Genomic DNA, 22805 nt, shown 5'->3' with positions numbered 1-22805 from the left:
TAATTCTGTCAACAAAGAAATTCTACGAGGCCGCATTTCGCGGCTTCGTAGAACCTTTCTGCCAACGGATTTTATACTTCTTTATAATCCCCGTCTACTACATCATCTCCCTGGTAGCCTTCCGGCGCCGGACCTGCTTCCGGTCCCGGTCCCTCTGAGAAGCCTGCTCCTGCTCCAGCGCCAGCTCCTGCCTGCTCATACATCTTTGTAAATAACTTCTGAGCGCTTTCCATCAGCTTATCCTTAGCTGCCTTGATCTCAGCAACCTGAGCGTCTGAAGTATCTTCCGGAGTAGATTTTGCAAGGATATCTTTCAATGCCTGGCAGTCAGCCTCTACGGCTGCTTTGTCTGTAGCATCCAGTTTGTCGCCTACTTCCTGAATTGCTTTTTCGGTCTGGAATACCATACTGTCGGCTTCATTTCTGGTGTCAATCGCCTCTTTACGTTTCTTATCCTGGCTCTCGAATTCAGCAGCTTCCTTAACCGCCTTCTGGATGTCATCATCTGACATGTTGGAGCCCGCAGTAATTGTGATGTGCTGCTCTTTGCCTGTTCCGAGGTCTTTCGCTGATACATTTACGATACCGTTTGCATCGATATCGAATGTTACTTCGATCTGCGGGATTCCACGCGGAGCCGGCGGAATTCCATCCAGTCTGAACTGTCCGAGGGACTTGTTGTCTCTTGCGAACTGTCTTTCTCCCTGTACAACATTGATATCAACTGCTGTTTGATTATCTGCTGCCGTGGAGAAGATCTGGCTCTTCTTTGTAGGAATCGTTGTGTTTCTTTCGATCAGTCTTGTTGCCACGCCGCCCATTGTCTCGATAGAAAGTGACAGTGGTGTAACATCCAGCAGAAGGATATCGCCTGCGCCTGCGTCTCCGGCCAGCTTACCGCCCTGTACAGAAGCGCCGAGTGCAACACACTCGTCCGGGTTCAGAGACTTGCTTGGCTCTTTGCCTGTCAGACGTTTTACTTCTTCCTGAACTGCAGGAATACGTGTGGAACCACCAACCAGCAGTACCTGGCCCAGCTCAGATGCGGAGATGCCTGCATCTGACAGCGCACGTCTTACCGGTTCCGCTGTCTTTTCAACAAGATCATGTGTCAGTTCATCGAACTTCGCTCTTGTCAGGTTCATATCGAAATGCTTCGGTCCTTCGGATGTAGCTGTGATGAACGGAAGGTTGATGTTGGTTGTTGTTGCAGATGAAAGCTCTTTTTTTGCCTTCTCAGCGGCTTCTTTCAGTCTCTGAAGAGCCATCTTATCCCCGGATAAGTCTACGCCCTCTTTTGCCTTGAAGTCAGCCAGCATATAATCAGTAATCTTCTGGTCAAAATCGTCTCCGCCGAGTCTGTTATTTCCTGCTGTAGATAATACTTCGATAACTCCGTCGCCGATTTCAATGATTGATACGTCGAAAGTACCGCCGCCAAGATCGTATACCATGATCTTCTGCTCTTTTTCATTGTCAAGGCCATATGCAAGCGCTGCTGCTGTAGGCTCGTTGATGATACGCTTCACGTCCAGCCCTGCGATCTTACCTGCATCCTTTGTTGCCTGGCGCTGAGCATCGTTAAAGTAAGCCGGTACAGTGATAACTGCTTCCGTTACTTTTTCACCAAGGTATCCTTCTGCATCCGCTTTCATTTTCTGAAGAATCATAGCAGAAATCTCCTGAGGAGAATACTTTTTGTCATCGATTGTTACTTTATAATCGGTTCCCATCTCTCTTTTAATGGAAGAGATTGTTTTGTCTGCATTCGTTACTGCCTGACGTTTTGCAGGCTCTCCCACAAGACGCTCTCCTGTCTTTGTAAATGCTACTACGGACGGAGTTGTTCTTGCCCCCTCTGTATTTGCGATGACAGTCGGCTGTCCACCTTCCATAACAGCTACGCAGCTGTTTGTTGTACCTAAGTCAATACCAATTATTTTGCCCATAATCATTTCCTCCTAAAATATTTTGATTTTGAATGAGAAATTAGTTTGCTACTTTTACCATACTATGTCTTACTACACTGTCGCGGTATGTGTAGCCTTTTTGGAACTCCTCGGCTACGATATTTTCGCCAAGTTCTTCATCCTCCACATGCATGACTGCATTATGGAAGTCCGGGTTAAATTCATTTCCAACCGCCTCGATCGGTTTCACACCGACCTCTTCTAGTGTAGTCATCAGCTGTTTATAAATCTTTTCCATTCCCTCTGCAAAAGGATTGGACTGTTCTTCCTCCGGCACAGCTGCCAGGCCGCGTTCAAAATTATCCACGACCGGAAGAATCTTTTCTATGATATCTTTCGCACCTATCTCGTACATCTGGGATTTCTCCTTTTCCGTACGCTTGCGGAAGTTATCAAACTCTGCCATTTGACGGGTAAGCCTGTCAGTCAGTTCTTCGATCTTCTCGTCTTTTTTATCTTTTTTATTCTTTCTGCCGAAGCGCTTCTTTTCTTTACCGGATTTGTCTTCTTCATCCTCAGCCGCATCCGGTTCTTCATTCTCTTCGGCTTCTTCGGCATCCTCACCGTTGTCTGTGCACTCTGTTTCTTCCTGTACATCCTCACAGGCTTCCGGCCCGGCTTCGGACTCAGACTGGTTTTCGTCTCTTTCTTTTTCCGCTTCCTTTGCGGCCTTAGCCTTGGCTTCCTCTACGGCTTCTCTTACCATATCTTCTTTGCTCATCTTCTCTTCCACCAGCTATTCACCTTCCTATTCTTTTGGGTCTTTGTAATAAATTGCATCCAACTCATTCTGCAGAGTCTTCAGCGTCTTCATGACATGTTCATAATCCATACGCTTTGGACCTATGATACCTATAGTACCCTTCATGCCTTCGCCCAATTCGTAGGTTGCTGTCACAACACTGCAGTCTTTCATGGTCTTCACCGGTGCTTCATCTCCAATGTATACCTGAATTCCATGATTATCTTCACTGGCCAGTGTCTCGGTAACGAGATCGGCCAATTGCTGCTTTTCTTCAAATGCACTGATAATTTCCTGTGCGCTCTGCTTATCGCTAAGCTCCGGATACTTAAAAATATTCGTGGCACCGCTGGTATAAATCTCCATATCCTCATCCACATGGATGATCTCTGCCACAGCATCCAGAACATCACTGATCACCTGGCTGTGAATCCCAGCCTGTTCCTTCAGCCTTGCGATCAGGCCGAGGTTAATCTCTTCTATGGACATCCCGTTCAGGGTCGTATTCAGCAGCATATTCAGCTTCAGCAGAGTCTCACTACTTAAAGTTTCACCGACATCAATAATTTTATTCTTGATGACGTTGCCGCCCATCACGATCACTGCCACAATCTGTTCTTCATCCACCTGTGAAAGCTGGATAAACTTCAATGTGTTCCTGCTGTTGACCGGGGCCGAAACCATAGTCGCATAATTTGTATTCGCTGCTAGAACTTTGGCTGCCTGCTGCAATATCTTGTCAACTTTGTCTGTCTTTTCAAGCATTGTGTTCCTCAGTTCTGTGATCTCCTGCTCTTTCTCCTCCATCAGCATATCCACATACAGCCGATAGCCTTTGTCTGAAGGAATGCGCCCTGCAGATGTGTGGGGCTGGAATATGTATCCCAGATCCTCCAGATCTGCCATCTCGTTTCGAATAGTAGCTGAACTCAGATTCAATTCCGTATATTTCGAAAGGGTTCTGGAACCTACCGGTTCGCCCGTCTCCAGATAATTCCGGATAATTGCTTTTAAAATCACTAGCTTCCTGTCAGTCATTTCAGTAACTGCTGCCATATCCGGACCCTCCTTTTTGATTCAGCCTTTTGCTTATTAGCACTCTTTAGTTTTGAGTGCTAACACCTTACGTATACTAAGATAGCACCATGGATAATTTTTGTCAACAGTCTTTATATATTTTTTATACAAAATCGGGATTTAGCGACGAGCTTTAGTTTCGGCGCGGATGGGGACGCTCCATAAAGGGATAGCCGAAAACCTCCCGGAGAACATCCATGTCCTTTCAAAAACGCGGCCGCGGACCTAAGAAATTCTAGGCGGGAAACAGCCCTGAAAATGGAGCACCACTGACACATCACGAGAAATCCGATGATTTCTCGCGCTGGGTCAGCTGATTTTTGGATTCGGAATCCAAAAATCTCTCCATTTTCAGGGCTGTTTCCCACCAAGAATTTCTAAGGTCCGCTTTGAGCGTTTTTGAAAGGACATGGATGTTCTCCGGGAGGTTTTCGGCTATCCCTTCATGGAGCTGGCGCATCCAACCGGTAGGAAAAAGCTCGTTTCTAAGGAGGGGCCTCAAACGGGGGCAGCGTATGGATATAGAATTGGTGGCACTTTTATGTCCCCAGTAGGTGTAAAAAGCAAGGGGATACGCTTCCGGTATCAAAATAATTCAATACGCATCTTGAAGATGAAAAGACACGCATAGCCAATCCACATCCGCTGCCCTGGTCCGGGATCCCACCCGGTTGGCGAGCTTTCCTGCCGATTGGATGAGCCAGCTTTATGACAGGGAGGCCGGGGAGGTGCTGGGGCTGTATATGCCGTTGCGAAATGCTGGAATGCGCTTAGTGATTCTTGAACAGCCGATGCCGGATAGGCGGGGAAAAACTTGATCACCAAATCAAGTTTTTGCTGAACCCAGCGCGGGAAATCATCAGATTTCCCGTGATGTGTTCAGCGTACCCGCCTATCCGGCATCGGGTGTTCTAGAATCACTTAGCAGCATGGGTGCATATCGCAACGGCATATACAGCCCCAGCGCCTCCCCGGCCTCCCTGTCATGAAGCGTCCCCATCCGTCGACAGGACTGAAGCCTGTCAACTGAATCCCGATTTTACATAGGTTTGATTGAATCTTTTTATGAAAAGTCGTAGAATATATAGAATGATATGATTTTCTATAGGAAGAAATGCATGAAGTACCGGAGTGTTATATTTGTATAGGAGGATTCTGATGAAGAAATTATGGGAATTGTATGTGACCTTTTTTCGTGTAGGTGGACTTACTTTTGGAGGCGGCATGGCTATGCTGCCTATGTTAAAGCGTGAGGTTGTGCTGAAAAAGAAATGGGCTACAGATGAGGAGATTCTGGATATCTATGCTATCGGACAGTGTACTCCGGGTATTATTGCGGTTAATACCTCTACTTATATCGGATATCAACAGGCTGGTGTTCCGGGAGCTGTTTTTGGTACTTTGGGGATGGTAAGCCCTTCTGTTATTATTATCTGTCTGATAGCCAGTATTTTGAGCCGTTTTATGGACATCCCGGCCGTTTTGCATGCACTGGCCGGCATTCGGATTGCGGTTTGCGCCCTAATGATCAATACCGTTATCTCGCTGGCCAGATCGGGCATCCGTGATAAGCTGGGACTGCTTATCTTCCTCGCCGGTTTTCTACTCGCCACATTCTCTCCGATTCCTACTATTATACTGGTCATCTGTGCCGCTGGAACCGGCATCATTGTAAATATACTGAAGGAGAAAAAAAGAGCATGATCTATCTTACCTTATTTATAGAATTCTTTAAAATCGGGCTTTTTTCTATTGGCGGAGGAATGGCAACCGTACCTTTTTTGATGGAACTGACCCAAAAATATTCATGGTTTACCACAACAGAACTGGCAAATATGATAGCAATTAGTGAAAGTACCCCCGGCCCGATCGGTATTAACATGGCAACCTATGCAGGCTTTCATGCAGGTGGAATCCCCGGAGCGCTTACTGCAACCATCGGCCTGGTCTGTCCTGCCCTCATTATTATAATCATCATAGCCAAATTCATGTCCAACTTCAGCGAAAACAAATACGTCAAATCCGCCTTCTACGGGATCCGTCCCATGATAGCCGCACTGATCGGATACGCCGTATGGCAGATTGTCCGAATAACATTCGCCGACGCCAGCAAAGAAACCCTCTCACTCAACTATCCCGCCATCCTGATCGGAATAGTCATCTTCATACTGCTGCAGGTCAAACCACTCAAAAATATCCATCCCCTCATATGGATAATCGCAGGAGCAGTGGCCGGGGTTATTGTATTGAGATAGCGAGATGCACCAGCGGCGTACGGGAAGGCTTCCAAAATCAGCATAAGCCTTCCCGTACGCCGCTGGTGCATCTCGCTCCTCGATGGCGCCCCTCAGCCACAAAAAAATCACCCCATAAATTCCAAAAACACCAAATTACTGACATCGATCCCTCTTTCTGTCAGCCGGATACGATCTCCCGACATTTCCAGCAGCCCGCCATCCATCAATTTTCTTATTTGTGTCCCATAAACATCGAATATACTCTGTCTATAGAGTTCTTCAAATCCGGAAATTGAAATTCCTTTTGTCTCTCTTAATCCAAGAAACATAAATTCTTCTATCTCGTCTCTAAGTGACAGGTGTTCCACGTCCTCTTTTATGTCCGTTTGGTCCTGTACCTTTTGTATATAGGAGCGAATATCCCCTGTATTGTGATATCTGCTCCTGCCGATAAGAGAGGAGGCGCCCAGACCGATTCCCAGGTATTCTTTTCTCTCCCAGTAGCCCAGATTATGGCGGCAGGCATATCCTTCTTTTGCATAGTTGGAGATTTCGTATCTCTGATAGCCGTACTCTAACAGAATCTCTGCTGTCATTTCGTAGATCGTTCTTTCTGCGTCCTCATCTGGCAGCTGCGGCGCTATGCTATCTGATGTATTCTCTGCTGCATGACCTTCCGGCAGACCTTGTCCGGCATTTTCCCCATACCTTTCATAAAAAGGGGTTCCCTCCTCTATAATCAGGCTGTAGGCGGAGATATGCTCCGGATCCAGGCTTGCGGCTTTGGTAAGCGTCTTTTTCCAGCTCGCCTCTGTCTGTCCGGGAATGGCCGAGATCAGGTCGATATTAATGTTATCAAAGCCCTGTTTTCTAGCCAAATCGTAGGTTGCGAGAAACTCTTCCCATGTATGGATTCTTCCAAGCATCTTCAGCTCTTCGTTATCCGCGGACTGAAGTCCGATGCTCAGACGGTTAATACCGGCCGCTTTCCAAGCTTTTAGCTTCTCTTTTGTTACAGTTCCTGGATTGGCCTCTATTGTGACTTCCGCATTCTCTGAGATCCGGAAACTTTGATGCAGGGCGGCAAATATTGCTGTAACCTGATCTCCCGTCAGCATGGAGGGCGTACCGCCTCCAAGAAATATCGTCGTGACCTGGTACGGCTCGTGGTATGCTTCTTCATATCTCTGTATTTCGCAAAGCAGCGCATCCACATACTCCTGCCTTGCGTCCTCGTTCGCAGGCGCAGAGAGGAAGTCGCAGTATGCGCATTTTTTCACGCAGAAAGGGATATGCAGGTACAGCTCCAGTTCTTTCTTCATATTACTTATCATCCAATTTCAGCACGCTCATGAATGCCTTCTGCGGTATCTCGACGCTGCCTACCTGACGCATGCGCTTCTTTCCTTCCTTCTGCTTTTCCAGAAGTTTTTTCTTACGGGAAATATCGCCGCCGTAACATTTAGCGAGCACATCCTTACGCATTGCCCTGACAGTCTCACGGGCGATAATCTTGCTGCCAACGGCTGCCTGGATCGGAATCTCAAACAGCTGGCGCGGTATCTCTTCTTTCAGCTTCTCGCACATCTTTCTGCCTCTCTCGTAAGCTGTGCTTCCATGTACGATGAAAGAAAGGGCATCTACCTCTTCTTTATTAATCAGGATATCCAGTTTCACAAGTTCTGACTGCACGTATCCCAGCATCTCGTAATCAAAGGACGCATATCCTCTGGATCGTGACTTTAAGGCATCGAAAAAGTCATAGATGATCTCATTGAGCGGCAGATGATAATGCAGAACCGCACGTTTCTCTTCGATGTATTCCATCCCCTGGTATTCTCCGCGGCGTTCCTGGCATAAATCCATGATTGCGCCGATAAATTCGGAAGTCACCATGATCTCCGCTTTTACGATTGGCTCCTCCATGTATTCGATCTCGGCAGGATCCGGAAGGTTTGTCGGATTCGTCAGGTCAATGATATCTCCGTTGGTCTTATGCACCTTGTAAATAACGCTGGGGGCCGTGGTCACCAGATCCAGGTTGTATTCTCTCTCGAGGCGCTCCTGAATAATCTCCAGATGCAGTAAGCCCAGGAATCCACAGCGGAAACCAAATCCCAGCGCAACAGAGGTCTCCGCCTCGAACTGCAGGGCCGCATCATTGAGTTGAAGCTTTTCCAACGCATCCCGCAGATCCGGGTACTTCGCTCCGTCCGCCGGATACATACCGCAGTAAACCATAGGATTTACTTTTTTATATCCCGGCAGCGGCTCTTCGCAGGGCCTTTCTGCATTGGTCACCGTATCTCCCACACGGGTATCTTTCACATTTTTCAAGCTGGCCGTAATATAGCCTACCATCCCGGCGCTCAGTTCTTCACAGGGAATAAACTGGCCTGCACCAAAATATCCAACCTCCACAACTTCTGCCGTAGCTCCGGTAGCCATCATACGGATCGGTGTACCTTTTCTTACGCTTCCCTCTTTTACCCGGCAGAATACGATCACTCCCTTATAAGAATCGTAAAGAGAGTCAAATATCAGTGCCTGCAGGGGCGCCGAAGCATCTCCCTCCGGCGCCGGAATCTTTTCCACGATCTGCTCCAGCACCTCTTCCACATTCAACCCGGTCTTTGCCGAAATCAGTGGCGCGTCCTCGGCGTCAATACCGATTACATCTTCTATTTCTTCTTTTACCCGCTCCGCATCCGCACTTGGAAGGTCGATCTTGTTGATGACCGGCATAACATCCAGGTCATGATCCAGCGCGAGGTATACATTGGCCAGCGTCTGGGCTTCTACGCCCTGTGCGGCATCCACTACCAGAATCGCTCCATCGCACGCTGCAAGGCTTCTGGATACCTCGTAGTTAAAATCCACATGCCCCGGCGTGTCTATCAGGTTGAGGATATACTCCTCCCCATCCTTTGCCTTATAGACAGTACGCACGGTCTGGGCCTTGATGGTAATCCCCCGTTCCCTCTCCAGATCCATATTATCAAGAACCTGGGATTGCATCTCACGGCTTGTCAGCAGTCCTGTCATCTCGATGATCCGGTCTGCCAAAGTAGATTTTCCATGATCGATATGTGCTATGATACAAAAATTACGAATTTTACTCTGATCTATTACTGACACTTTTATTTCTCCAACCTTTCTTTATCTCTTTGACACGGAAGAGTATTTTACAATAAACAGCTCAACCGCCAGTACATCCGTCAGACGCCCTGTTTTCACGCGTTCTTCTATATCCGCACTGTCCTCCATAATTGCGCGGAGTTCGCTGCTTCTGAAGTGCTTTGCCTGATCCATGTATTTGCCCGCAGCAAAAGGATGCAGGCCTGCCTTGGATGCGATTTCTTTTCTGCCATATCCCTTCTTAAGCAGGTCCTTAACCTGGTGCAGAATCCGATACTGCCGGGTCATCAGATACAGAATCCGCATTGGCGGTTCTTTCAGAGCCACCAATTCATAGTAAAGCTCCAGCGCCCGCTCCTGCCTCTTATCCGCCACTGCATTGACCATATCGAAAATATGGTTGGAAATCTGCGTCACACATACCGCGTCCACATCTTCCGGCAGAATGCTGTCTTTATCCAGTGTATAGCAGAATAACTTTTCCAGCTCCTTCTGTATATTCCCCATATCTGTACCGACTTTATTCAACAGATAGGTCACCGTAGACTCGGATATCTGCTTATTCTCCTTGCGCACCATCCCCAGAATCCACTTTTTCAGTGTTGGCTCATCCTGGAACGGCAGCTCTGCAATATGCCCTTTCGCCTTCACTGCTTTAAACATCTTGCTGCGCTTGTCCACTTCATTTTCTATGAAAATAAAAAATGTAGTATCCGGCATATCCTTAATATAATCGGCCAGATCCGCCCCCGCGCTCTTAAAGAATCCGGTGTTTTCGAATACCAGCAGTCGGCGCTCGGCAAAGAACGGCAGGGTTTCCGCCAGATCAATGACCTCCCTGACATCTACGCCCTTCCCTTCATAATAAGCGTAGTTCATCGTATCCCCATCCGGGAGCATTGCCTTCGTAAACCGATCCTTATACTGCTTCTTCAGATAATTCTCTTCCCCATAGAGAAGATATATCTGCCTGAATTGTCCTGTTTTTAAATCTTCATTTAAACTCTTCATAACGTATCTATTATATAGGAAAGTTCTCTATTATGCAAAATATTTTCCATCATATCGTAAAATAACTTGTTGCATAACAATATCAGTATCCGTGGCAAAAATATTATAGGGCGGCGGAAAAGAACTGATTTAAAATTGGAGTCATGTTATAATACTGTTGTGTAAAAATAGATAAGTACAAAGAATTTAAAAGGAGCAGACAATATGAAAACGATAAGATTATTATATCCAGATTATATAAGTGGCGGTTTGCCAACATATTATTTAGGAGCAAATCTTTTACAGCACATTCTTCCTGTAAACGATAAACAGAAGCTTGTAAAAGTAGAGATTGCTCCGCCGGATAACAAAGAAAAAACGATCAGAAATGGGCTGTTTGCTGAAAGTGAAGTGTTAGAGGGTATCAATAATGCTCAGAATAAAATCGCAGAAGAAAAACCGGACCGAATTATTACTATTGGTGGAAACTGTATCGTGTCCTTAGCACCGTTTGATTATCTTCACGGACTTTATGAAAATATCGGAATTATTTGGATTGATGCCCACCCTGATATATCAACTGTAAATGACGGTTATCCAAATGCCCACGCAATGGTTCTCGGTTCTCTTCTTGGGTATGGAGCGCCGCAGCTTTCAGCGCTAATGCAAAACCAAACGTTCAGGCCAGACGAAATTCTGTATATTGGTTTGCAAGGTCTCCACAGTTATCAGCGAAAGTTTTTAAATGATGTCGGTGTAGAGTATCAGGTGCAAGAGAACGCATTTATTTCTGACAATGAAATTAAAGCGTTTATGAAGCGTTTCGATCAAATATTGATTCATTTTGATATTGATGTATTAGATGAACATTTTTTTCACTCAACCTATTTTGCTAACCCTGAATTATCCGGAGACGGTTCAGGCGGTGGGAAGATGACAATGGAGAAGCTATTTGAGGTACTAAAACTTATTACTGAAAATTCTGATGTAGTCGGTTTTACGGTTGCTGAATATCTTCCATTTGATGAACATAATCTGCAAAAAATGTTTTCCGGAATTCCTCTTTTTACAGAATGACAAATAAAGACTAAAACAGGAAGAGGAAATCTCCGCATCTTTGAAGGCGCACCGGAGTCTTTGTTATGCTGTCCGCAAGTATCCGCAGGAGCAGATAGGGCTGGAAGCACTTCATTTATGAAACGACGTGCTGGCATATAATGAAATTGCCTTCTCTACTAATGCATTCAGGGAAATCCCTTCGTTTGCTGCGCGCAAAGACGCTTCCCTGTGAAGCTCCGGGGCGATCCGTATGTTAAAACTCCCCTTATAGCGCTTATCCGGAGCAATGTGTTTACTTTCACAGTCTTTCAGATATTCATCTACCATTTCCTGAAAAGACGCTCTTAGTTCCTGCACACTCTCGCCCTCAAAGGTAACCAGTCCATTGATGCCAAGCACCTTCCCATGAAAGCATTGATCCTCATCTGAATATTCAATCGTACCATAATAGTCTTTATATTTCATGCAGTTACCCATCACAAATCCTCCTTGCTTAATAAGCGAATTAGCTCTCTTAAAACATATTTTTTAACGATGTTACCCGGATGCGGCCTGTGTATATAGATGGGGATCCCTAACTCCCGGTTATAATACTTTACAGCAGAGCCGCTGGTTTTCCCGGTTTCTACTTCCCGGAACCCAAGATATTTTAGGAGCTGTCTTAGCTCATCGTATGTAAAATCACTGGGAACCGTATATAGCCGCTTTATTAATTTATCTCTCTTACTCATTATTTCCTCCTTTATTATATAATAATACAGCTGTTTTTGCAACTGTTTTTTAGTTGCATTAATTATGAATTAATTATGAAAACCTTATCATTTTTTTGATATAGCTTATAGATGTTCTCACGTTTCTATATTCACCGGCGAAACGTTCTCAAATAGGCCTCAATCTCTGCGCTTTCTCCATCGGTCACCAGCGTCACCGCACCGCATTCCTGTGTACCGTATATTCTGCTCCCTGTTTCTCCCAGCTTTTCTATCGTCTCTTTGTGAGGATGCCCATACCGGTTATCAACCCCTGATGATATCCAGGCGGTAACGGGCAGTGTCTGCTCAAGAAATTTCCTGGAACTGGAATTTTTAGACCCATGGTGCGCCACTTTCAGCACATCATACCGGCGGAGTCCTCCTTGTTCCAGAAGTTTTTCTCCTTCCCCCTCCACGTCTCCGGTAAACAGCATATTAAACTCCCCGTATTCTGCCTCCAGCACCATGGATGCAGCATTCCCGGCCTCACCCTTGTACGCTGCTGCCGGTGCTTTGCAGGACAACCGGAAATTTCCTTCTGTCATCCTGTCGCCCGCATCCATCACAACGACTCTCGTATTGTTTTCCAATGCTTTTACTGCCAGCTTTTTCAGCGCATCGTCCTGTACTCGATCCGGCGGCAGAACCAGATTTCGGATACGGATTCCCAGACGCTGGTTCTCCAACAGTTCCTCGATTCCGTTCATATGGTCTGCATCTCCATGAGAGATAAAGACATAGTCCAGCGTTTTTGCGCCCTGGGATTTTAAAAAGGGCTCGATCCGATATTTTCCTACAGCGGAAACATCGCTGCTCCCACCATCTATAAAATACCGCATTCCCTGCGGTCCTTTTATGTACAAGCCGTCCCCCTGCCCTACATCAAGCATAGTAATCCGAATGGTTCCTCTGGTATGATAGGGCAGCATACACGTTATAAATAACGTGCCGCAAAGGAATAAGACTGCTGTTCCTCCCAGCAGCTTTTTACGGGCTGATATCACCAAAGATAAAGTCGCGCGGGATGGATTCTTTTCTTTTTCTCTTTTCAGCCGGTATGCCGCCAGACAGAACAAAAATAAGAGAATGTAGTAAATAGCAATCCCCCCTTTTTCCGGCTGCCCCGATACAATTCTGCTTACCGGTAATTCCATACTGGCTGAACAGGCCTTTTCGTACAAAAACAAGACTCCCTTACAGACCTGCAGCAGTACTGCGCCTGCCTGTCCGGATACAATGGCCGTCAGGGAGCCGATCACGCCGCTCCCCAGTACCAGGGACATCAGAGGGATTACAAGGAGATTCAGAATAATAGAATACACTGGGAATTCAAAATAGAAATACAACATAACCGGCAGCAATATCAGATTGACAGATAGACTTGCAAGGAAGCTGCTGAAGATTTTCCGGCCTTTCTTTTCCTGCAAAAAACAATATTCAAGACACGGATTGACGGCGGTAATTCCCAACAGCGCGCCGAAGGAAAGCAGAAAACCTGCGTCCAGAAGAAAAAGAGGCTGCCATGCCACGATCACTGCAGCCGCAAGCGCCAGGCTGGTCGGCATATCGTAGTCTCTTCCGGTTATATCTGCACCCATTCTGACAAAATACATGACAAACGCCCGGATACTGGATACCCCGCAGCCAATCATCATAGTATAGGCCAGTAAGAAACAGATTCCAATCCCCCCGGCTATGCAAAAGGGCAGACCGGCCCTGCGCAATAATTTATACAGCCCAATGCCTAAAAAGGACATGTGCAAACCTGAAATTGCGAGCGCGTGCCCAATCCCGCTTTTCTGATATAGTTCTTTCAGCTCACTGTCCAGTCCGCTTTTGTCGCCTAGAAGTATCGCGCTCATAGTGTTCCCGTAGTATTCTCCCATGCATTTTATCAGGAGCGTCTTCCATCGCTCCCTGAGCACCGCCAGATTTTCCCGTATCGGATCTTCTTCTGCATCCAGTATTTTTACGTCATCCGCCCATACGGATACATGGATCCCCTGCTTGCGGTAATAGAATTTCTGATCAAAATTTCCCGGATTTCTGGCTTCCTGGAAGCCCTCCGCCGTCCCTGTGATCTGTATTCGGTTCCCGATTGCTGTGTAATGTTCTGTTTGGATATAAACAAGAATTTTTGATTCCTGAAAGATTTGATTCTTCAGATGGACAAGATTGTCCTTAAGATATAATACTCTGCAGTTTGGTTTCTCTTCCCTGTGATAGATTGTCCCCTCCAGCACGACGTCTTCTTTACCGCCGATTCCGGTCTCCAGCCGGGTGGGTTTCCAGTCAGGTGCTATATGAAACCCGCCCGCCAGGACAGTCTGTATTCCGAGAAAAAGAACTGCCGCTGCACAAAGTGGCCTTTTTATCATTCTTCCTCCGCATTTTCTACCCAGCTCATATCCCGCTGCAGCGGCTGGGTTAAATCGACCGTATCCTTGTAAGAAATGTTCTTCTCTCCGTTTACCGTAATCTGCACTTTACTCGCTGTTGTCCCCTCTACAAGCGAGTTTACAATGGAATAAATCGTGATCTCCGGTTTGACATCCACGCCCCCTGTCAGGAATTCGTCATCCAGATTCACATAGCAGATCCCGTCTTTTATTGTCACCCCGAGAAGGCTGACGGCCGGATTGATTGTGGGATATCCGGCATTCTTTTTCGGTCCCTTCATCAGCTTTTCAACGATCAGCTTCTCTTTCGACATATTGCTGCTGTATTTTACGTCCATATGCTGCTCTGTCAGTTTATCGCCTGTCTCATTTGCAAAATATAACGTCAGCGTGCCCGTCTGATAGGAGTTCAGTGAGGATCCGGTATTCTGTACAAAATCATCTTCATTCTGATATCCCAGAATACGTCCTTCACTGTCCCTAAGATCCTCGCCGTCCACCGAAATCCAGAGTACGCTGATTCCATCAATCCGGATCAGAGACTGGACCACTGCTGCCCTCACCAGCTTTTCCTCAAGCGGCGGAATATCCATATAACGCCCGTTGAAATCGAGATACAGAAGCTCCCCTTCCAGCTTGCAGGTATTCACTTTTACCCCTTTTGGTATCGGCGCGGTATAATCAATATCCTCGGACGGCTTCGCCAGTTCTTTCAGCATTGCTTCTGCCGCCTGAAGCGGGTCATTGTTTTTAACCTCATAATTCACTTTTATCAGGCCTGTCCGCTCCCCATTCAGACAATAGATAAAGGGGCTGTCATCTTTCACTGCCGTCCGCTTTGAACATGCAGACAGAAGGAGAAGCAGACAAAAACAGACAGTTAACAGGCCTGCAATTCTTCTTTTCATATTGTACTGCCTCCTTCTAAGCAACATAGGTCAGCGGGATCCGTACCGTGAATGTGGTCCCCTCACCCTCGCTGCTGTATACTTTGATGGATCCCCGGTGCATAATGATTGCGTTCCTTGTTATAGCAAGTCCCAGGCCGGTACCGCCCATCTCCCTGGAATGGGACTTGTCCACCCGGTAAAAACGTTCGAATATATGCTGCTGATCCTGTTCCGGAATACCGATCCCCGAATCCGCAACTTTTATATAAAAATATTTGTGGTCAGCGTTAATAGAGACATGAACCCATCCCTCTTCATGGTTGTATTTAATTGCATTCTCCACCAGATTGGAGAATGCCAGTGTAAGCTTTACCTCGTCAATCTCTGCCGTAACCGGACGGAAACTTTCCAGAACCACCTCAACATTCTTCTTTTCGGCAATCGGCTTGAGCCTCTTCAGGATCAGTTCCATCAGTTCGTTGATATTAACCGTATTAATATTCAGATTCTTGGCAGTCTTGTCCATCTTTACCAGAGACAAAAGGTCAGCAATAATATCATTCTCTCTGTCAATCTCTTTCGCAATGTCCCCCATGAACTCCTGGTACAGTTCGATTGGAACATCTTCTTGCGCCAGAAGGGAATCTGCCAGTACTTTCATGGATGTCAGCGGCGTACGCAGCTCATGTGATACGTTGGATACAAACTCTTCCCTGGATTCATCCAGCTGCTTCAGCCTCCCCAGCATCTTGTTAAAAGCTTCGGAAAGCTGCTTTGTCTCGGTAAATGTATTCACATGGAGCACTTCATCATCATACCCTTCGGATACATCCGCAATGGATTCTGTAATTCTGCGCAGCGGTTTTACAATCCGGTCCGCAATAAACAGGCTCAGTCCCAGCATCAGTATGAAAACAATTCCCAGAATAGCGCTTCCTTTTGTGCTCAGAATCTTCAGGCTGTCTTCGATCGTATCCGTAGATACGCTGGCCAGCATGACACCCGATATCTCTTCCGTATCCCCCGTCATAATCGGCGAGGTCACTTCTATGTACCGGTTCGCTTTATCATAATAATTCGTACTGCTGCCTTTCATACAGCGGATGACATCTTCGGATACGATTGTTTTCCCTTCATCCAGGCTGTATGTGTCCTTTACGACACGCAGCTCTTTATCTACAATCATTACCCGCCCATTATATATATTCGTTAACTGCGTCAAACTTGCATTGATAACCTCGGATGAAGTATCCGCCAGATAATTATAGCTGTTTAGCTGATTGCTTAGAATTGTACATTGATTTTGTATATCCGCGGTTCTAAGGGATACTGCGCGCGCCTCGTATGCCTTGATGATACCCCTGTATGCCGCAGCACAGGGCACAGTGGACACGACAAGAAGCAGCAGTATAATACAGAACCGCAGGCTTTTTAGAAATTTACTGTTCAGATTAAAATGAAAATCACCCCTGGAAATAATAACCAACTCCCCACTTTGTATGTACATATTTTGGCTCGCTCGGATTCTTCTCGATCTTCTCACGCAGGCGCCTGATATGCACATCCACTGTTCTTGCATCTCCCGGATAATCGTATCCCCATATCAGATTCAGCAGATTCTCCCTGCTGTATACTTTATTCGGATTCATCGCCAGCAGTTCCAGCACATCGAATTCCTTTGCCGTCAGATTGATCTCCCGCTCACCGATGAAAACTCTCCGGCTCTCACAATCAATCCGCATGGCCCCTTTTATAATGACCGTACTGCCTGCAGGCTCTTCCCGCTTCGCTGTTCTTCTCATAATGGCCTTTATGCGCGCCTTCACTTCCAGAATGTTGAAAGGCTTTGTAATATAATCATCCGCCCCGTATTCCAGGCCGAGAATCTTGTCCATGTCCTCGCTCTTAGCTGTCAGCATGACAACCGGCATGTCGGAAAACTCTCGGATCTGCTGGCAGACCTGAAATCCGTCCAGCTTCGGAAGCATGACATCCAGGAGAACAAGATCGTACTCGCAGTTTCTGGCATACTCCAGAGCCTCCTCACCGTCATAGGCGCAGTCCACCTCCATACCGTCCTGTTCCAGGCTGAAACGGATCCCCTTAACTATTAATTTTTCATCATCCACTACTAAGATCTTCTTTTCGCTCATACTCCTCTTTCCCTAACTCCCGCATGCTGAAGATCCGTTCATCCACCACGGCCCGAAGATCATGAAAACCTCACGGACCGAGTGGACAAATACCTCAGCTTACTACTCTGTCTTTTATTTTATTAAATACTCCCTCTTTGATTCCCTCAACCTGCATCAGCTCTTCCACGGTCTGAAATCCGCCGTTTGCTTCCCGGTAGGAAATAATACTGTCAGCTTTGGCATCTCCGATGCCGGGCAGTGTCTTGAGTTCCTCTTTTGCAGCCGTATTAATATTTATCTTTCCCTGATTGTCCGTTCCTGTTACTTCTGCCGTCTGGCCGTCTACAATCCCTTTTTCCAGTTCCTCCGCCGTCGGTATATAAATGCGCTCCCCATCCGTTACTGTACTGGCCTGGTTTAAAGCTTCCCCTGCAGCTGCATCATTCAAGCCGCCTGCCAGTGCAATCGCCTCATATACCCGCGCATCACCGGCTAATTCATATACCCCCGGAGCATTCACAGCACCACAGACATAGACGAATACCGTACCGGGTTCTTCCCGCTGCACGGCCTCTTCTGACGCCTCTTCTGCTTCAATTTTCTCCTGCTCCAGTTCCAACTCCGATAAAGTATCTGTTCTTTCTCTTGTGCATCCTGACGCCAGCACTCCTGCGGTACAGGCCGCTAAGAAGAATACACAGAACTTTTTAACCAATCTGTCCTTCATAATTCCCTCACAGTCTTCTTACTGTTTGAGAATCCCCTCGCCGGACATTAATATTGTAACGAATAATAGTTTAAATTACAATACATATTTTTACGTTTTTGTTACATCTTTATTAAGCCGATGCAGTTATTCCCACTGGAAGATCGCAATTCCGATCAGCGCAAGGGCAAGCCCGCCGATTTTTCTCCAGTCCAGCGGCTCCTTATCCACCCCAAACAATCCCATCAGCTCAATCACATATGCAACAATCAGCTGCGCAATGACAATCAAAAGGGCCGCTTTTGCAGGGCCCAGTGCAGACATACTTTTTATAACCGTCCATGTAATACCGGCGCCGATCACGCCGCCCAGCAGCATATATTTAGGCTCTACTTTTGCGATCGCAGTAATGCTGTCGCGGCCTGTGATAAACCATGCAACCGCACATACCAAAAAAGCGGACAGCTGTACCCAGGCATTGCCGACCCACATTCCCGTCGTCTTTGTTACCTGTGTGTTAAAAACCCCCTGAACGCTCATCAATGCACCTGACAGCAGTGCAATAAAAAAACCAATCATATCCTCATACCTCCTGCAGTTTTTCTTCTGCTTTTCTATAGTATGTCCTCAATGACTGGTTTTTATTTCGAGTATGTTATTATTTTCCGTGGTTTATGGCGGGCTCTAGGATAGTCCGGCAAGAACCCGTTCAAACCGCTCCACCATCTCATCAATGTGCTTTTCTTCCACGATCAGCGGGGGAAGCAGACGGATCACATTGCCCGCCGCCTGTATCACCAGTAGCCCCTCTTCGATCGCTTTCTGATTGACTTCTGCCACAGGTCTGTCAAATGCAAGCCCCTGCATCAGTCCTTTTCCTTTTCTCTGAAGAATACAATCCCATTTATCAGTTAGTTCGTCCAGGCGTTTGATCAGATATGGGGAAATGTCATTTACGTGTTCCAGAATCTGCTCCTGTTCAAAGATCTCTATGACCGTCTTCACCGCGGTGCATGCCAGCGGGTTTCCGCCATAGGTAGCTCCGTGGTCTCCCGGTTTCAAAGAGTAATCCGCAACTTCTTGTGTCATCGCAAATGCGCCTACCGGTATTCCGTTGCCAATTGCCTTTGCCATGGTAAGAATATCCGGCTTCACACCAAACCCCTGCCAGGTAAACATGTTACCCGTACGACCCATGCCGCACTGGACTTCGTCAAAGATCATCAGGATGCCGTTCTCATCGCAGAGCCGCCGGATGCCTTCCACAAACTCTTGCGTGGCAAGGTTGATGCCGCCCTCTCCCTGCAGCGGCTCCAGGATAATGGCACAGGTCTTTTCATTTACCAGCGCTTCCACACTGTCCAGGTCGTTGAATTTTGCAAATCGTACGCCAGGAACCACCGGCTCAAATGGCTCTCTGTAAGAATCATGTCCGGTAACAGAGACTGCCCCGAAACTCCTACCGTGAAACGAATTCTCCATTGCAATAAATTCGTATCTGCCGGTCTTTTTCGTATATGCATAGCGTCTCGCCGCCTTTAATGCCCCTTCGTTGGCCTCACTGCCGCTGTTGGTAAAGAAGACTCGGTCCATGCCTGATATGCGGTTAAGCTCCCTTGCTGCCTCTCCGCAATTCTCATGGTAATAAAGATTCGAAATGTGGTAGATCTTATCAATCTGCGCCTTCAGCGCCTCATTCAGCTTTTTGTGGCTGTAACCCAGGCCTGTAACGGCAAATCCCGCGGCAAAATCCAAAAACTTTCTGCCTTCCGTGTCATAAACATACATTCCCTCCCCATGGTCCAGAGCTATAGGGAAACGATTGTAAACATGCAGCAGGTTCTCCTCCCCTGCCTGTATCTTACTGTTCACCATGATAATACCTGCTTTCCTCTCCGTTTAATATTGCGGTTCCAATTCCTTTGTTCGTAAAGATCTCCAGCAGCAGACAATGCGGAATCCGCCCGTCCAAAATATGTACCCTGGAAACCCCGTTTTCTATAGCATCAATACAGTTCTGCAACTTAGGCAGCATGCCGCCCCCGATATAGCCATCATTCATCAGCTGCTGTGCCTCATCCACCCGGAGTTCGGAGATCAGCGTCTTGGGATCATCAGGATCTTTGTACACTCCCTCAATATCCGTCAGAAACGCCAGCTTTTCCGCTTTCATCGCTCTTGCGATCGCACAGGCCGCATCATCTGCATTGATATTGTATGTATTGTATTCATCGTCCATTCCCACCGGGCAGACGATTGGGAGAAAATCTTTTTCCAAAAGGTCATAGAGAATCTCTGCATTCACCTTTTTAACTTCTCCCACGAAACCGATATCCTCTCCGTTGGAAAGCTTTTTATCTACTTTCAGGAGTCCGCCGTCCTTGCCGCTGATACCGATTGCGCGCACGCCCAGCTCCTCCACAAGCTGTACCAGGCTTTTATTCACCTTGCCGAGCACCATCTCCGCCACTTCCATTGTTTCCTCATCCGTCACACGCAGGCCATTGACAAAATGCGGCTCCATTCCCACCTTGCCGACCCATCTGCTGATCTCTTTTCCTCCGCCGTGTACAATAATGGGCTTAAATCCAACCAGCTTCAAGAGCGTAACATCTTCAATCACCTGTCTTTTCAGCGCCTCGTCCACCATCGCGCTTCCGCCGTATTTTACCACAATTATCTTACGGTTAAAGCGCTGTATATAAGGGAGCGCTTCGATTAACACCTGTGCTTTTTCCAGATACTGCTGCATATTCTCGTTCATAATTTCCTCCTTACTGCAGATACGGCATAGTCTTAACTCCTGTAATCTGCATTGATATCAATATACCCATGGGTCAGATCACAGCCCCATGCCGCAGCGCTCTCTTCCCCTTCCTTTATATCTGCAGTTGCTGTAACCTCAGGCTGGGACAGAATCTCGGTCGCTTTTTCTTCACTGTATGCGACTGCCGTTCCATTCTCTATAATCTGGATTCTTCCCGCTTTGCTCTCAAAATACAGATCCACCTTTTCCGGATCAAACTGAGCCCCTGAATACCCCATTGCACATAGAATTCGTCCCCAGTTGGCATCATGCCCTGCAATGGCCGCCTTTGTCAGGTTTGAACATACGATCGATTTGGCAAGCAGCTTTGCCTGCTCCTTCGTGGATGCGCCCGTTACCCTTGCTTCAAACAGCGCGGTTGCCCCTTCCCCGTCTCCGGCAATCTTTTTGGCCAGACATTCATTTACCATATGAAGCGCTTCTGCAAATTTTTCATAGTCTTTTGTTCCATATTTAATCTTATCGTTTTCCGCCATCCCGTTAGCCAGAAGCAGAACCGTGTCATTTGTAGACGTATCTCCGTCCACGGAGATCATATTATAAGTATCCTCCACATCGGCGCTCAGCGCCTTCTGCAGTGCCTTTCTGGAAATGGCCGCATCCGTTGTGATAAAGGAGAGCATGGTGCACATATTGGGATGGATCATTCCGGATCCCTTCGCCATACCGCCAATTGTGACGGTCTTTCCGCCTGCCTGGATCGTAACTGCTATTTCCTTCTCGATTGTGTCAGTTGTCATAATTGCCTTTGCTGCCAGAGTCCCGCTGTCGATTCCGGGATTCTTATCAGACGCAAGCTTTACAATCCCATCTTTGAGCTTTTCTATGGGAAGCTGCATTCCAATGACGCCAGTGGATCCTACCAGCACACCATCTGCCTTCACTCCCAGCGCCTTCGCTGCGGCGTTCGCGGTCTCCCTGCAGTACCCATATCCCTCTTCTCCGGTGCAGGCATTGGCAATACCGGAATTGACGATCACTGCCTGGGACTTAATGCCGCTTTCCACAATAGCTTTATCCCATTTTACAGGTGCTGCTTTTACCACATTCGTTGTAAATGTCCCCGCTGTCTTGCATGGCTTCTCACTATATATCAGCGCCATATCCGTCCTATCCTGATACTTGATACCGGCTGCAGCCGATGCTGCTTCGAATCCTTTTGCCGCGGTGACTCCGCCTTTGATTATTTCCATTCTGTTTTCCTTTCCTGCGTAATCTTGTTGTTACACAATCTGCTCATTTTTTATTCATTATCTTATTTAATCCGCTATTTATCCTTTTGCTGCTCAACAGGCATGTCAAATGAATCGAATACCCTGATATGTGTACGTCTATTATTCATTAAACTGTGTACTTCTATTGTTCATTAAATGCGGTAATGTTCTTCTCATTTAACACAAAATCATAATAATTCAAATCCAGCCGCTCTGTCCACCCAATTGTGTTCCAGAATGCATTCCCCACGTCGTTTTTGGTAAATGCAATCAAAGAAACCTTGCTGATCTCTTCTCTGCGCAGTTCTTCCATTGCCTTAACAACCATAGCCTTTCCAATACCGCGCCTCCGGTATGCAGCATCTACACATACATGATAAAGACACCCCCGCCGTCCGTCGTGCCCGCACAGGATACTTCCTACGATCAGGCCGTCCACTTCAGCCACCACGCTTGTTGTGGGATTTCTCTTCAGAAACCTGGCAACCCCCTCTCTGGAATCGTCAATGCTCCGCAGTCCAAAACCCCTGATCCTTTTCCAAAGGGCATACACGCCGTCATAATCCTCTATTGTCATTGTCCGTACCATTTCTTCTTCCTCTCGATCTCTATTAGAGCCATCCCTGTTATCATCTGGCTGTCCCTGCCATTTTTCGCCCCCTGAATCGC

At 46.9% G+C, this 22805-nt stretch carries 21 protein-coding genes; 3 read left to right on the top strand and 18 right to left on the bottom strand.

Annotated features, from left to right (window positions below; genetic code table 11):
• Positions 1–71 precede the first annotated feature (71 nt).
• Genes dnaK through hrcA form a run of 3 tightly spaced genes read right to left on the bottom strand, consistent with a single transcriptional unit; the run spans position 72 to position 3768 of the window.
• Entirely contained in the window at positions 72–1949 is a 1878-nt protein-coding gene (gene dnaK, locus BN1938_RS07235; protein WP_050639947.1) for a molecular chaperone DnaK, read from the bottom strand.
• 40 nt (positions 1950–1989) lie between these two features.
• Entirely contained in the window at positions 1990–2703 is a 714-nt protein-coding gene (gene grpE, locus BN1938_RS07230; protein ID WP_330581547.1) for a nucleotide exchange factor GrpE, read from the bottom strand.
• 15 nt (positions 2704–2718) lie between these two features.
• Entirely contained in the window at positions 2719–3768 is a 1050-nt protein-coding gene (gene hrcA / locus BN1938_RS07225) for a heat-inducible transcriptional repressor HrcA (RefSeq protein WP_050639946.1), read from the bottom strand.
• 1179 nt (positions 3769–4947) lie between these two features.
• Between hrcA and BN1938_RS07215 the strand changes: the two genes are divergently transcribed.
• Together BN1938_RS07215 and BN1938_RS07210 are read left to right on the top strand one after the other, a co-directional pair.
• Positions 4948–5493, top strand: coding sequence for a chromate transporter (locus BN1938_RS07215; protein ID WP_050639945.1), 546 nt, complete (start codon positions 4948–4950; stop codon positions 5491–5493).
• Positions 5490–6044 (top strand): chromate transporter, encoded by a 555-nt coding sequence (locus BN1938_RS07210; RefSeq protein WP_050639944.1) that lies wholly within the window; start codon positions 5490–5492, stop codon positions 6042–6044. The genes BN1938_RS07215 and BN1938_RS07210 overlap by 4 nt, the downstream gene beginning before the upstream one ends.
• A gap of 107 nt (positions 6045–6151) precedes the next feature.
• On the opposite strand, the gene hemW is transcribed toward BN1938_RS07210, so the two are convergent.
• Genes hemW through holA form a run of 3 tightly spaced genes read right to left on the bottom strand, consistent with a single transcriptional unit; the run spans position 6152 to position 10175 of the window.
• Positions 6152–7348, bottom strand: a complete 1197-nt coding sequence (gene hemW / locus BN1938_RS07205) for a radical SAM family heme chaperone HemW (protein WP_050639943.1) — start codon at positions 7346–7348, stop codon at positions 6152–6154.
• A gap of 1 nt (position 7349) precedes the next feature.
• A complete protein-coding gene (gene lepA / locus BN1938_RS07200; RefSeq protein WP_025657228.1) occupies positions 7350–9164 on the bottom strand; it encodes a translation elongation factor 4 in 1815 nt (604 codons plus the stop codon).
• Positions 9165–9185: 21 nt separating this feature from the next.
• Positions 9186–10175, bottom strand: coding sequence for a DNA polymerase III subunit delta (holA, locus tag BN1938_RS07195; protein ID WP_050639942.1), 990 nt, complete (start codon positions 10173–10175; stop codon positions 9186–9188).
• Positions 10176–10379: 204 nt separating this feature from the next.
• Here holA and BN1938_RS07190 point away from each other — a divergent pair, with 204 nt between their 5' ends.
• Positions 10380–11231, top strand: a complete 852-nt coding sequence (locus tag BN1938_RS07190; RefSeq protein ID WP_050639941.1) for an arginase family protein — start codon at positions 10380–10382, stop codon at positions 11229–11231.
• A 111-nt stretch (positions 11232–11342) separates the two neighbouring features.
• Here BN1938_RS07190 and BN1938_RS07185 read toward each other — a convergent pair whose 3' ends face one another.
• The 12 genes from BN1938_RS07185 to BN1938_RS07130 form a co-directional block, all read right to left on the bottom strand.
• The gene (locus tag BN1938_RS07185; protein WP_050639940.1) at positions 11343–11690 is read right to left on the bottom strand and encodes a type II toxin-antitoxin system HicB family antitoxin; all 348 of its coding nucleotides are present in this window, start codon (positions 11688–11690) and stop codon (positions 11343–11345) included.
• Positions 11690–11944, bottom strand: a complete 255-nt coding sequence (locus BN1938_RS07180) for a type II toxin-antitoxin system HicA family toxin (RefSeq protein WP_050639939.1) — start codon at positions 11942–11944, stop codon at positions 11690–11692. Before BN1938_RS07180 ends, BN1938_RS07185 begins: the two co-directional genes overlap by 1 nt.
• Positions 11945–12075: 131 nt before the next feature.
• Positions 12076–14343, bottom strand: a complete 2268-nt coding sequence (locus BN1938_RS07175) for a DNA internalization-related competence protein ComEC/Rec2 (RefSeq protein ID WP_050639938.1) — start codon at positions 14341–14343, stop codon at positions 12076–12078.
• Entirely contained in the window at positions 14340–15272 is a 933-nt protein-coding gene (locus BN1938_RS07170; protein WP_050639937.1) for a GerMN domain-containing protein, read from the bottom strand. Before BN1938_RS07170 ends, BN1938_RS07175 begins: the two co-directional genes overlap by 4 nt.
• A gap of 16 nt (positions 15273–15288) precedes the next feature.
• Complete coding sequence (locus BN1938_RS07165) at positions 15289–16761, bottom strand: sensor histidine kinase (protein ID WP_167702516.1); 1473 nt, start codon at positions 16759–16761, stop codon at positions 15289–15291.
• Entirely contained in the window at positions 16718–17407 is a 690-nt protein-coding gene (locus BN1938_RS07160; RefSeq protein WP_025657222.1) for a response regulator transcription factor, read from the bottom strand. Before BN1938_RS07160 ends, BN1938_RS07165 begins: the two co-directional genes overlap by 44 nt.
• A 94-nt stretch (positions 17408–17501) precedes the next feature.
• The gene (locus BN1938_RS07155) at positions 17502–18116 is read right to left on the bottom strand and encodes a helix-hairpin-helix domain-containing protein (protein WP_050639936.1); all 615 of its coding nucleotides are present in this window, start codon (positions 18114–18116) and stop codon (positions 17502–17504) included.
• A 126-nt stretch (positions 18117–18242) separates the two neighbouring features.
• Positions 18243–18674: a DMT family transporter gene (locus BN1938_RS07150; RefSeq protein ID WP_050639935.1), complete on the bottom strand. Its 432-nt coding sequence runs from the start codon at positions 18672–18674 to the stop codon at positions 18243–18245.
• 105 nt (positions 18675–18779) lie between these two features.
• Positions 18780–19970, bottom strand: a complete 1191-nt coding sequence (locus BN1938_RS07145; RefSeq protein WP_050639934.1) for an aspartate aminotransferase family protein — start codon at positions 19968–19970, stop codon at positions 18780–18782.
• Positions 19957–20859 (bottom strand): acetylglutamate kinase, encoded by a 903-nt coding sequence (argB, locus tag BN1938_RS07140; RefSeq protein ID WP_050640030.1) that lies wholly within the window; start codon positions 20857–20859, stop codon positions 19957–19959. The genes BN1938_RS07145 and argB overlap by 14 nt, the downstream gene beginning before the upstream one ends.
• Before the next feature lie 32 nt (positions 20860–20891).
• A complete protein-coding gene (gene argJ / locus BN1938_RS07135) occupies positions 20892–22115 on the bottom strand; it encodes a bifunctional glutamate N-acetyltransferase/amino-acid acetyltransferase ArgJ (RefSeq protein WP_050639933.1) in 1224 nt (407 codons plus the stop codon).
• A gap of 163 nt (positions 22116–22278) precedes the next feature.
• Complete coding sequence (locus tag BN1938_RS07130; RefSeq protein ID WP_050639932.1) at positions 22279–22725, bottom strand: GNAT family N-acetyltransferase; 447 nt, start codon at positions 22723–22725, stop codon at positions 22279–22281.
• Between the last annotated feature and the right edge of the window lie 80 nt (positions 22726–22805).

The sequence above is a fragment of the Eubacterium sp. SB2 genome (genome assembly GCF_001244405.1).
GTDB classification, from domain to species: Bacteria; Bacillota; Clostridia; order Lachnospirales; family Lachnospiraceae; genus Faecalicatena; species Faecalicatena contortus_B.
This window is presented reverse-complemented; position numbering and strand designations above follow the sequence as displayed.

Bases quoted from the DNA above. Each gene is read 5' to 3' on its own strand.
- hemW (WP_050639943.1), bottom strand. From the start codon at position 7,348: ATGAAGAAAGAACTGGAGCTGTACCTGCATATCCCTTTCTGCGTGAAA.
- argB (WP_050640030.1), bottom strand. From the start codon at position 20,859: ATGAACGAGAATATGCAGCAGTATCTGGAAAAAGCACAGGTGTTAATC.
- BN1938_RS07215 (WP_050639945.1), top strand. From the start codon at position 4,948: ATGAAGAAATTATGGGAATTGTATGTGACCTTTTTTCGTGTAGGTGGA.
- dnaK (WP_050639947.1), bottom strand. From the start codon at position 1,949: ATGGGCAAAATAATTGGTATTGACTTAGGTACAACAAACAGCTGCGTA.
- BN1938_RS07150 (WP_050639935.1), bottom strand. From the start codon at position 18,674: ATGATTGGTTTTTTTATTGCACTGCTGTCAGGTGCATTGATGAGCGTT.
- BN1938_RS07155 (WP_050639936.1), bottom strand. From the start codon at position 18,116: ATGAAGGACAGATTGGTTAAAAAGTTCTGTGTATTCTTCTTAGCGGCC.
- holA (WP_050639942.1), bottom strand. From the start codon at position 10,175: ATGAAGAGTTTAAATGAAGATTTAAAAACAGGACAATTCAGGCAGATA.
- BN1938_RS07175 (WP_050639938.1), bottom strand. From the start codon at position 14,343: ATGATAAAAAGGCCACTTTGTGCAGCGGCAGTTCTTTTTCTCGGAATA.
- BN1938_RS07185 (WP_050639940.1), bottom strand. From the start codon at position 11,690: ATGGGTAACTGCATGAAATATAAAGACTATTATGGTACGATTGAATAT.
- BN1938_RS07160 (WP_025657222.1), bottom strand. From the start codon at position 17,407: ATGAGCGAAAAGAAGATCTTAGTAGTGGATGATGAAAAATTAATAGTT.
- BN1938_RS07190 (WP_050639941.1), top strand. From the start codon at position 10,380: ATGAAAACGATAAGATTATTATATCCAGATTATATAAGTGGCGGTTTG.
- argJ (WP_050639933.1), bottom strand. From the start codon at position 22,115: ATGGAAATAATCAAAGGCGGAGTCACCGCGGCAAAAGGATTCGAAGCA.
- BN1938_RS07165 (WP_167702516.1), bottom strand. From the start codon at position 16,761: ATGTACATACAAAGTGGGGAGTTGGTTATTATTTCCAGGGGTGATTTT.
- BN1938_RS07180 (WP_050639939.1), bottom strand. From the start codon at position 11,944: ATGAGTAAGAGAGATAAATTAATAAAGCGGCTATATACGGTTCCCAGT.
- BN1938_RS07170 (WP_050639937.1), bottom strand. From the start codon at position 15,272: ATGAAAAGAAGAATTGCAGGCCTGTTAACTGTCTGTTTTTGTCTGCTT.
- BN1938_RS07130 (WP_050639932.1), bottom strand. From the start codon at position 22,725: ATGGTACGGACAATGACAATAGAGGATTATGACGGCGTGTATGCCCTT.
- BN1938_RS07145 (WP_050639934.1), bottom strand. From the start codon at position 19,970: ATGGTGAACAGTAAGATACAGGCAGGGGAGGAGAACCTGCTGCATGTT.
- BN1938_RS07210 (WP_050639944.1), top strand. From the start codon at position 5,490: ATGATCTATCTTACCTTATTTATAGAATTCTTTAAAATCGGGCTTTTT.
- hrcA (WP_050639946.1), bottom strand. From the start codon at position 3,768: ATGGCAGCAGTTACTGAAATGACTGACAGGAAGCTAGTGATTTTAAAA.